The organism is Chamaesiphon polymorphus CCALA 037 (assembly GCF_003003845.1).
In the GTDB taxonomy this organism is placed as follows: Bacteria; Cyanobacteriota; Cyanobacteriia; order Cyanobacteriales; family Chamaesiphonaceae; genus Chamaesiphon; species Chamaesiphon polymorphus.
On sequence record NZ_PVWO01000202.1, the window covers coordinates 1 to 9,655 of the forward strand.

Here is a 9,655-nt window from a genome sequence, read left to right on the forward strand (position 1 = left end):
CCCAACTATAAAAACTAACTACTAAAAATGACACTAACAGTAAGAGTAATTGCCCCAGATAAGACGGTTTGGGATGGCACGGCAGATGAAGTAATTTTACCGAGTATCACTGGTCAATTAGGAATTTTGACTGGTCACGCAGCTTTATTGACGGCTTTGGATACTGCGGTAATGCGCGTTAGAGCGAGCAAAGATAAATGGACGCCAATCGCTTTGATGGGTGGATTTGCAGAAGTTGATAATAATGAAGTTACCGTGTTAGTTAACGGTGCAGAATTAGGCGAAAAAATCGATCGCGAACAAGCACAAAAAGAATTTACTGAAGCCGAACAGAAATTAGAAAACGTTTCATCAGACAATCGTCAAGAGCAAATTCAATCGACACAAGCTTTTAAACGTGCCAGAGCCAGACTGCAAGCTGCTGGTGGTTAGAGCGCGCTAGAGTCGATTTTATTTAAGAGAGAGACTCTGCCAAAGAGATTGCTAAGTTCGAGATTAAATTGCCAAATAAACCCACTTAATTTTATTAATTAAGTGGGTCTTGTTGTTATAAGATTGTGAAAGCGTCAGAATTGAATGAGGTAGGCACGATCGATGACTCGGATATTCCGCAAATTAACAGCAATACTTACTCAAGACGAAGAATTTTTAAGAGCGGTCAAATCGATCGAACGTATTGTTTCCAAGCTCCTATCGATCGGGATGATTCTTGTCACCTTTATCGCGATCGCCCATTTAGGTTACGCGCTGATTGAAAAATTAATATTGACAGTCGAGCGACCGAATAACGATAGCTTTAACACTACCTTATTTGAGTTATTTGGCTTATTTCTTAACGTTTTAATCGCGCTAGAAATCCTCGAAAATATTACTGCATACCTCCGCAAACATGTAATTCAATTAGAATTGGTGATCGTGACTTCACTAATTGCCGTGTCTCGAAAAATTATCATTCTCGATCTGGAAAAGAAAAGTAGTAGCGATTTAATTGCCCTCGCCGTCGCTGTATTTTCACTATCGCTCGGTTATGCGATCGTCCATCAAGCTAATCGCAATAATTAGCTGGACTTAAAGTTTTAATGCCAGATGCAAAATTACTTAGTTTCCAGATTAGTTGGTTCAGAATGACGCGTACCACCAGGGACGAGCCGTTGAGGACTGCCCAATCCTGGTGGAATCCGATAAACGCGCGGACGATTGCGAATAGTCGGAGCACTTTCCTCAATATTGGGAACGATTGGGGGTGGACTTTGTCGCTGGCGAATGCTACCAGGAGCATTTTCTTGAGTAGGAGTAGTAACACCATTATTTTGCGTTGGCGATCCCGGATTTACGCCTTTAGCACCGACGAGATTGGCACGCTCTACCGAAGAACCATTGAGAGTCGCACCTGTAAAATCTGCTAGTGCCAGATTGGCTCCAGCTAGATCGGTCTTGTTGAGAATCGCACTCCTAAAATCGGTATTGACCAAATTAGCATAGGATAAATCTGTCCGCGTGAGATTGGTATTGGCAAAATTCACATCGATGAGGCTGGCGGCTTGTAATACCGCACCAGTGAGATTGGTTCTAGTCAGGTTCGCTCCGGTGAGATTGGCACCGCCTAGTTTAGCACTGGAGAGATTTGCGCCTGACAGATTTGCGCCGACGAGGGTTGCGGCTTGAAGATCGGCATTAGCTAACTGTTTGCGACTGAGATCGGCACCACTAAGATCGCAACCGATACATTTATTGGTCGCAATTAGCTTTTTGAGATCTGCTGGATTATAGGCAAGAGCGGCGGGATCGACACCGATGAGGAGGATCGCCCAGCCAAAGGATAAACAGCGGTTCATTGCGGTCATGATGTAATATCGCTCGATTCTTCACTAACTGAAGCTATAAATCACCTGAAGTTCCAATTGCGAGTTTAAAGTCGATGGAATTTGGGATTTAGCATAAGTCTGACGATCGAGGTGCATTTGCAAGCCAGTCAGCGGATCCGGCCCATTTGCTACTAAAAATTCTAACCGATTGACTTGGGGGAGCGTTGCAATTTCGTCTAAAATCGAGCAGATCGCGCGCACGTAGGGATGATTGCGATCGCGATACCAACCTTCGATCGCCAGATTGGCTTGGTCGAAGCCCAGATGAAAAGTTAGCGAAGGATTGCCAAATAAAGCGGTACCAACGGGTCTAGCTTCTTCTTTGAGCAGAAGATTGTGAGTTTGAGCTAGATGACGGAGTTTATCTAATCGATCGTATCGTGCGGTCACCTCTAATGGTTCTTCGTTCCAGGTAATCCCGACGGTAACTAGATAGGTTTGCAGCAACATGTGGCCGAGTTTCTCGGCTTTGGTAGCGAGATAATCGTTGTTGTAGTCGTTAGCTTCGATCAACAATGGTACCCGATCGACCATTTCGAGGCCATAACCTTTGAGTCCGGCAATTTTGCGCGGGTTGTTGGTGATTAAGCGAATTTTGCTGATGCCCAAATCGTTTAATACTTGCGCGCCGACCCCATAATTGCGGAGATCTGCGGGAAAGCCGAGGCGATTGTTGGCTTCGACGGTATCTAGTCCCAGATCTTGGAGTGAGTAAGCTTTGAGTTTGTTAATTAGGCCAATCCCACGGCCTTCCTGACGCAGATAAACAACCACACCTTCACCTGCATTCTCAATCATCTTTAAGGCGGCTTGGAGCTGCATCCGGCAGTCGCAGCGCAGCGAACCGAGGGCATCCCCCGTCAGACATTCCGAGTGCATCCGCACCATCACGGGTTTGTCGATAAAGTTGGCCGGATCGCCCTTGACGATCGCGACGGTTTCGGTGGCGTCTAACAGATTGCGATAGCCATAGATCTGAAACTGGCCGAATTGGCTGGGGAGCTTGGTAATGGCCTCGCGATGGACGAATCTGTCGTGTTTGAGCCGATAACTAATTAGATCGGCAATGCTAATAATTTTGAGATCGTGGGCGCGCGCGTAGGCAATCAGATCGGGGAGACGCGCCATCGAGCCATCGGGATTCTGAATCTCACAAATGACGCCTGCGGGAGCCAAACCTGCCAGTCTGGCTAAATCTACGGCGGCTTCGGTATGTCCGGCACGTTTGAGCACGCCACCCTCTTGGGCGCGTAAGGGGAAAATGTGACCCGGACGCCGCAGATCTTCGGGTCGAGTATTGGGATCGATCGCGAGCTGAATCGTGCGGGTGCGATCTTCGGCAGAAATCCCGGTAGTCACGCCCAATCGATAACTGGCATCGATACTGACCGTAAACGCGGTTTGATTGGGGTCGGTATTATTGGTCACCATCAAGGGTAGATCCAATCGATCCAATTGGCTGCCCATCATCGCCAGACAAATTAAGCCTCTAGCATTAACCGCCATAAAATTGATCCGATCGGCAGTAATCGTTTGTGCCGCACAGATCAGGTCGCCCTCATTTTCCCGATTTTCATCATCTACCACCACGACCATTTTGCCCGCTGCAAAGTCCGATAGGGCGGTGGCAATCGTGTCAAACTCAAAATTAGCAGGGTCAGTAGAAGAAGTTGCTATCACAGATCGGTAAAATGTTGCTAAACTATATAGTCCATTAAAGCGAGTCGAAAACCCCAAGCGACGATCGTCGATGCAGAGAAAGTCTCCACATTGCGGTACGATCTAACTCAAAATTAGTTTTGAGTTTTGGGTCGAACTAGTTGGTATTTCCCACCAGAAATATGGCGATCGCTTTCTTATTATATAGGTCATAACATTCATGAGCGAGCAGATCGAACGTCTTCAAGTTGGGATCGTGGGTGCTTCAGGTTATGGGGGCGTCCAGTTGGTGCGCTTATTGCAAGATCATCCCGCGATCGAGATTGCCTATTTAGGCGGCGATAGTAGCGCGGGTAAAAATTTTGCCGATCTCTATCCCCATCTGGCTCACGTTGTCAATTTACCGATCGAACCGATCGATGTAGTCACGATCGCCAGCCGCTGTCAGGTAGTCTTTCTCGCTCTTCCCAATGGTTTGGCCTGCGAGTTGGCACCGCAACTATTGGCCAAAGGCTGTAGCATCCTCGATTTATCCGCAGATTATCGGTTTTCCGATTTGGATATCTATTCGCAATGGTACAAGATCCCGCGCACCGATCGCGAGACGGCGGCGATGGCCGTCTATGGCTTGCCCGAGTTGTATCGAGCCAAGCTTGCCAATGCCAAAATCGTCGGTTGTCCGGGCTGTTATCCCACTGCTAGTTTGCTAGCTCTATCCCCCTTGCTCAAACAAGGTTTGATCGATACCAATACTGCTATTATCGATGCCAAATCTGGTACCTCTGGCGGCGGCAGACAGGCCAAAACGCATCTGTTGCTAGCTGAAGCCGATAATAATTTCACGGCCTACAGTGTAGCTGGACACCGCCATACGCCAGAAATCGAGCAGATTTGTAGCGATCTGGCCTCTCACGAGGTCAAAGTTCAATTTACACCACATTTGATTCCGATGGTGCGGGGCATTCTTAGTACTGTCTATGCCACGATTCGCGACCCCGGTTTGGTAACTGAAGACTTAATTGTCATTTACAAAGCTTTTTACCGCTCCTCCCCATTTGTCAGAATTTTAGATGGCGGCGTTTACCCCCAGACAAAGTGGGCAGCAGGCACCAATCTTTGCTACATTGGCGTCGAAGTCGATCCGCGTACCGGACGAGTCATTGTCATGTCGGCGATCGATAATTTAATTAAAGGTCAAGCCGGACAAGCGATTCAGTGTCTGAACGCAATGATGGGTTGGGACGAAACGCTCGGATTGCCCCAAATGAGTTTTTATCCCTAACAGTGGCCGATCCCAATGCCAAATCTCCAGCCAACACAACTAAAATTTGAGGAGTAAAATAGCTATACAGTTTGATGTTCCGATTATTGCTGTCACTGCTTTAGCCATTGAAGGCGATCGCAAAAATGTCTCAATGCTGGAACAACTGACGATCTGACTAATCCAGTCGAACCCAAGCACTCAGCGATCGCTATTTAACAATTTGTAGGTATAAGGTAAGTAACATGGCAGCGACTAACGATCGTACAATTATGGTCGTCGATGACGAAAGAGCTAATTTTGAAGTAATTGAAATACTGCTGACGATCGACAACTACGACCTGCATTATATTAGTAGCGGCGAAGAAGTATTTGCAGCTATAGACAGGATCGATCCAGATGTAATTTTGCTAGATTTAATGATGCCAGGAATGGATGGTTTAGCAGTATGTCAGCGGTTGCGATTGATGCGAAAATGGCGATCGATTCCAATTATTATGGTAACAGCGGCTGCTGGTAAATCAATTTTAGCTTCTTGTTTGGATGCGGGTGCAGACGATTTTATTAATAAACCAGTCGATGGTCTCGAACTCAGAGCTAGGGTCAAATCGATGGTGCGCACTAAAAAGCAATTCGATCGGATCGAATCTTTATCAAAACTTCAGCAAAATAATATTGCTTCATTAGAAAATAATCTTGGTGAATTAGTCGGCGATCTAGCGATCGGCTTTGTGACTGAATTAAGTACGCCGTTGACGAGTATTCAAGAGCAACTTGACGAACTAAGTACGAACTTAGATCATTTTAGTAAAAATCAAATTCGTTATTTAGTAGAATTAGCAAGTAGATCGGCAAGTAACATTCAAAAAACGACATATAAATTTTGGACGTATCTAGATTTTGCCGCTGAGAAAAAGCAATTATATACCGATGAGGTCTGTAATATTAAAGAGGTTATCGAGCCGATCTCAATCGTTCAAGCTCAGTGGATAAATCGAGAAAATGACTTAGTTATCGATATCCATCCCGCAACGGTGGCAGTAACGGTGAAGCATTGCGAGTTAATTATCAAAGAATTATTAGATAATACTTTTAAGTTTTCCGATGTGGGGACGAAGATCGAGATTTGCGGTCGGATCGTTGGTAAATCTTTTCATTTTTGGATCGGAGATCGTCGATCGGATTATCCGATCGATCGACCGATTTCTAACTCGAATATCGAAGAACAAGAGCTAGGACTGGGTTTGAAAGTGGTCAAGAAAATAGTGGGCATTTACGATGGTTGTTTTGCGATCGATATCAACGAACGCAATGAGACGATCGTCTATCTTACACTGCCATTGGGCACAGCAGAGGGTCAAAAGTAAACTGGCATCATCGCGCATAGCTAAATTTTAAAGGAGCGAGTGTGACAAGTTAGGGAAGTGCTTGATGCTAACAGCATCCACTTCGACGATTTGAGTCATAACCCCTCGGCTAATTTTGAGGATCTGGGACTGAGTTAATGTCATTGAGATCGAACCCGATCTAGAATAGTTAGTTCATCGGTAATCCTTAGCCTTCGCTCCTATGACTGCACTCACAGCTAACTTAATTGAAATTTTCTCAGCGATTCAAGGTGAGGGCATCAATGTGGGGACGCGCCAGATCTTTGTTCGGTTTGGGGGGTGCGATTTGCGCTGTCATTACTGCGATAGCCAACATACTTGGCAAAAGCAACCGACTTGCGAGATCGAGCAGACGCCTGGAGCGCGAGATTTTGTTACTCATGATAACCCGATCGAGATGTCGCAATTATTAGAGTGGGTCGATCGCCAAAATCAGCCGCAGCTCCACGATAGTATCAGCATCACTGGCGGCGAGCCGCTATTACACGCGCCATTTCTAGCACAATTTTTGCCTCGGGTTAAGGAATTGACGCATTTACCCATCTACCTCGAAACAGGCGGACATCGTCCCAGTCAGCTCGCGCAGGTGCTACCTTATCTAGATTTGGTAGGGATGGATATTAAATTACCGAGCGTTAGCGGTGAAACTCATTGGGAAAAACATGCAGAATTTTTACGATCGTGTCGAGATGCTGGCGTAGATGTATTTGTCAAAATCATTATTTCTCAAACCACTAACCCCGACGAGCTAAGACAATCTGCGCGGCTGGTTGCAGAGGTAAACGATAAAACTATCATCTTTTTACAACCGATGACTGCTTTAGCCCAACCGCATACAAATCCTAATCTTACAGCTCCGAAACCAGAACAAGTATTAGCTTGGCAAGCTTTAATGAAGGAGTATTTACCCCATATTCGCGTAATTCCCCAAACACATAAAATGATTGGGCAATTGTAAGAGACATCCCCGACTTCTTGAAGAAGTCGGGGATATATTAGTAACTTTCAACTTTCTATCGATCGCGAAAACCACCAGCATATTTGATATCGCACATGATGCGATATTTGCGGTGATAGCCACATGCCACGCCAGTTACTCGAAACTGAGGTTGAAAGATATTGGTGCGATGACCGCGATCGGGTACGCCATCATCGACAATGAGATCGCGGACGACAGCTTGAGCGGTATCTGGCCCGTAGGCAATATTTTCACCGACGATCGTCTGCCAAGTACCGTAGCGTTCGACGCGTTGAGCCGGAGTGCTCCCATCGCTAGCGTAATGACCTGTCAGGCCGCGATGGCCTTGGTCGCGGACGAGATCGCGTGCGGCGAGGGTCAGACCGCGTGAGGGTTTTAAGATGGGTACTGGACGAGTTTTCTGGAGGAAGCGGATCGCTTCGTCGATCGCGGGAGTGCCTTCTTGAGTCTGGAGAAAGAGTCGATCGCTTAATTTTGCTCTTGTGCCGCTGAATTTTCGCCGCCAACTGACGAGCACCTTTTGATACGCGGGGGGATTGCGGCGAGCGCGATTCATTTCGGTAATAATGCCTTGCTCTACTTTTGATAAACCGATCGAGCTACGAGGATTGAGTGCGATCGAGACCGTCCTGGTCGCGGTGGCGGTTGGGGTTGGCACAGGCGATCGATCTAAGTTCCACTCTAACGTCGATGATAGAGCAAGCTTAATTCGATCGAGTGCCGTGAGTAGGAATCGGCTGTCTGTTGGTACTAAAAATATTGACGTTGTTGTGGCAATAAAAATCCAGACTTTATTCACGGTTAATTCTATCTAATCGCGATTGCTATGCAATAGATACCATATTTATGTCACAAAATTAAATAAAAACTGTGCTTCTCTAGAGATAGTTGAAAGATTTGTGTACAATGCGATCGCCGATCGGTGTGGATATTGTGTCGGCTCGATCGATGTTTAATCAGCTAACAGTGAGCAAATCTTTATGAATCAATTAATTGGGATGCTGGCAAATCAACTAGGCGGCCCCGTCATCGAACAACTTGGCCAACGAATCGGGGCAGACCAAGGTACGACTCAATCGGCAGTCTCTATGGCAGTGCCGATGCTGCTATCGGTGATGGGTAACCAAGCGGCTACTCCAGATGGCGCAGATGCGATCCATCAAGCCACTCAAGAAAATGATGGCTCGATTTTGGATAATGTGATGGAGTATGTGGGCAATGAAGGTGCGGCCAATATGGGTAGTTCTTTGCTCGGTCAAGTTTTGGGCGGTGGTGCTCAAAATACCATGGCAGAGACGATCGGACAACGGACAGGTATGGATAGTGGTGCTGCGGCTCAATTAATCGGGATGCTCGCGCCGCTAGTAATGGGTGCATTGAGCAAATCCAGCCAGGAACAGGGTGGTTTAGATCGCGATGGCATTGCCCAAATTTTGGGTTCTTTTACGGGGAACAACGACCTGCTAGGCATGGCAGCTAAGGCGATCGATGCCGACGGCGATGGTAATATTGCCGAAGATATTGGGAATATTATCGGTAAGATGTTTTAGTAAACGAATGGTGGCTAGTTAAGACATGACAGCTAGAAATGTTTAGGTAACTTCATATTTCTAGATTAATTAGTCACCAGTCATTAATCTGATACAATTAACTGCTGTTTGGGGCTGTAGCTCAGTAGGATAGAGCGATCGCCTCCTAAGCGATAGGCCGTGGGTTCGATTCCCGCCAGTCCCGTCCGTTGCCTGCTTTGAGAAATTATGGTAACTTGACCCTAGCAAATGTTAGGCTCGATCTAGTTATTTAATTTGTCCTCTCCAAGCTCATTGCAGCATGGCGCATAATCAAATCCTCCCCCGATCCCGTCCATCTACCGTCCACAAGCAACGTCGCCGTCGCTGGCGATTGTGGAAGTTTATCTTACCAATTTCACCATTATTATTGCCGATCGCCTGGATGGGCTATCGAGAATTAGAGAATACTTGGATTCAACCTCAAGCAATTTTTGTCTTGGGTGGTGAAGAAGAACGCGAGCTGTTTGCCGCAAAATTTGCCCACGAACATCCCAATTTACCCGTGTGGATTTCTGGCGGCGCACCTCAAGGCTATGCCAAAAAAGTTTTTAAAAAGGCTGGCGTCTCGACCGACAATTTACATCTAGATTATCGCGCGATCGACACGGTAACCAATTTTACAACGCTAGTCGATCGCTTTGAATCTAAAGGCATTACTAGCGTATATCTGGTGACTTCTGACGACCATATGCAGCGCGCGCGCGCTATCGGCGAGATCGTCTTTGGCAGTCGAGGAATCAAAGTTAAGCCTGTCACTTTTACCAGCGGTAGACCTTCAGAACCAATCCAGAAGACCGTTCGCGATAGCTTTCGATCGCTCATCTGGCTGACTACTGGCTTTAGTGGCGGCAAGTAATAAGGGATGGGGAGACTGGGAGACTGGGAGAATAGGGGTTTATTACTTCTTACTCCTTACTCCTTACTCCTTACTC

Annotated in this window: 10 protein-coding genes and 1 tRNA gene; 8 read left to right on the top strand and 3 right to left on the bottom strand. The window is 46.6% G+C overall.

Going from position 1 to position 9,655, the window contains the following annotated elements:
• Positions 1 to 27 precede the first annotated feature (27 nt).
• Both atpC and C7B77_RS15715 read left to right on the top strand, forming a co-directional pair.
• Positions 28 to 432 (top strand): ATP synthase F1 subunit epsilon, encoded by a 405-nt coding sequence (gene atpC / locus C7B77_RS15710; RefSeq protein ID WP_106306634.1) that lies wholly within the window; start codon positions 28 to 30, stop codon positions 430 to 432.
• A 162-nt stretch (positions 433 to 594) separates the two neighbouring features.
• Positions 595 to 1,062: a phosphate-starvation-inducible PsiE family protein gene (locus C7B77_RS15715; RefSeq protein WP_106306637.1), complete on the top strand. Its 468-nt coding sequence runs from the start codon at positions 595 to 597 to the stop codon at positions 1,060 to 1,062.
• 32 nt (positions 1,063 to 1,094) lie between these two features.
• Here the strand turns inward: C7B77_RS15715 and C7B77_RS15720 are convergent, their stop codons facing one another.
• Entirely contained in the window at positions 1,095 to 1,844 is a 750-nt protein-coding gene (locus C7B77_RS15720) for a pentapeptide repeat-containing protein (RefSeq protein WP_106306640.1), read from the bottom strand.
• Positions 1,845 to 1,868: 24 nt separating this feature from the next.
• Positions 1,869 to 3,545: a bifunctional 3,4-dihydroxy-2-butanone-4-phosphate synthase/GTP cyclohydrolase II gene (ribBA, locus tag C7B77_RS15725; protein ID WP_245894226.1), complete on the bottom strand. Its 1,677-nt coding sequence runs from the start codon at positions 3,543 to 3,545 to the stop codon at positions 1,869 to 1,871.
• 199 nt (positions 3,546 to 3,744) lie between these two features.
• On the opposite strand from ribBA, the gene argC reads away from it, so the two are divergent.
• The 3 genes from argC (at position 3,745) to C7B77_RS15740 (ending at position 7,131) form a co-directional block, all read left to right on the top strand.
• Positions 3,745 to 4,806, top strand: coding sequence for an N-acetyl-gamma-glutamyl-phosphate reductase (gene argC, locus C7B77_RS15730; protein WP_106306646.1), 1,062 nt, complete (start codon positions 3,745 to 3,747; stop codon positions 4,804 to 4,806).
• 224 nt (positions 4,807 to 5,030) lie between these two features.
• A complete protein-coding gene (locus C7B77_RS15735) occupies positions 5,031 to 6,152 on the top strand; it encodes a hybrid sensor histidine kinase/response regulator (RefSeq protein WP_106306649.1) in 1,122 nt (373 codons plus the stop codon).
• 202 nt (positions 6,153 to 6,354) lie between these two features.
• A complete protein-coding gene (locus C7B77_RS15740; protein ID WP_106306652.1) occupies positions 6,355 to 7,131 on the top strand; it encodes a 7-carboxy-7-deazaguanine synthase QueE in 777 nt (258 codons plus the stop codon).
• A 55-nt stretch (positions 7,132 to 7,186) separates the two neighbouring features.
• On the opposite strand, the gene C7B77_RS15745 is transcribed toward C7B77_RS15740, so the two are convergent.
• Positions 7,187 to 7,951 (bottom strand): CAP domain-containing protein, encoded by a 765-nt coding sequence (locus C7B77_RS15745; protein WP_106306655.1) that lies wholly within the window; start codon positions 7,949 to 7,951, stop codon positions 7,187 to 7,189.
• Between the two features lie 181 nt (positions 7,952 to 8,132).
• On the opposite strand from C7B77_RS15745, the gene C7B77_RS15750 reads away from it, so the two are divergent.
• The 3 genes from C7B77_RS15750 to C7B77_RS15760 all read left to right on the top strand — a co-directional run bounded on the left by C7B77_RS15750 (position 8,133) and on the right by C7B77_RS15760 (position 9,579).
• The gene (locus C7B77_RS15750; protein WP_106306658.1) at positions 8,133 to 8,702 is read left to right on the top strand and encodes a DUF937 domain-containing protein; all 570 of its coding nucleotides are present in this window, start codon (positions 8,133 to 8,135) and stop codon (positions 8,700 to 8,702) included.
• Positions 8,703 to 8,812: 110 nt separating this feature from the next.
• Positions 8,813 to 8,886: transfer RNA gene (locus tag C7B77_RS15755), tRNA-Arg, on the top strand.
• Positions 8,887 to 8,982: 96 nt separating this feature from the next.
• Positions 8,983 to 9,579, top strand: a complete 597-nt coding sequence (locus C7B77_RS15760; protein WP_106306661.1) for a YdcF family protein — start codon at positions 8,983 to 8,985, stop codon at positions 9,577 to 9,579.
• Positions 9,580 to 9,655 lie beyond the last annotated feature (76 nt).

What these genes read in the sequence shown, in the direction of transcription:
- atpC (WP_106306634.1), top strand. Translation starts at nt 28, where the DNA reads ATGACACTAACAGTAAGAGTAATTGCCCCAGATAAGACGGTTTGGGAT.
- C7B77_RS15715 (WP_106306637.1), top strand. Translation starts at nt 595, where the DNA reads ATGACTCGGATATTCCGCAAATTAACAGCAATACTTACTCAAGACGAA.
- C7B77_RS15720 (WP_106306640.1), bottom strand. Translation starts at nt 1,844, where the DNA reads ATGACCGCAATGAACCGCTGTTTATCCTTTGGCTGGGCGATCCTCCTC.
- argC (WP_106306646.1), top strand. Translation starts at nt 3,745, where the DNA reads ATGAGCGAGCAGATCGAACGTCTTCAAGTTGGGATCGTGGGTGCTTCA.
- C7B77_RS15735 (WP_106306649.1), top strand. Translation starts at nt 5,031, where the DNA reads ATGGCAGCGACTAACGATCGTACAATTATGGTCGTCGATGACGAAAGA.
- C7B77_RS15740 (WP_106306652.1), top strand. Translation starts at nt 6,355, where the DNA reads ATGACTGCACTCACAGCTAACTTAATTGAAATTTTCTCAGCGATTCAA.
- C7B77_RS15750 (WP_106306658.1), top strand. Translation starts at nt 8,133, where the DNA reads ATGAATCAATTAATTGGGATGCTGGCAAATCAACTAGGCGGCCCCGTC.
- C7B77_RS15760 (WP_106306661.1), top strand. Translation starts at nt 8,983, where the DNA reads ATGGCGCATAATCAAATCCTCCCCCGATCCCGTCCATCTACCGTCCAC.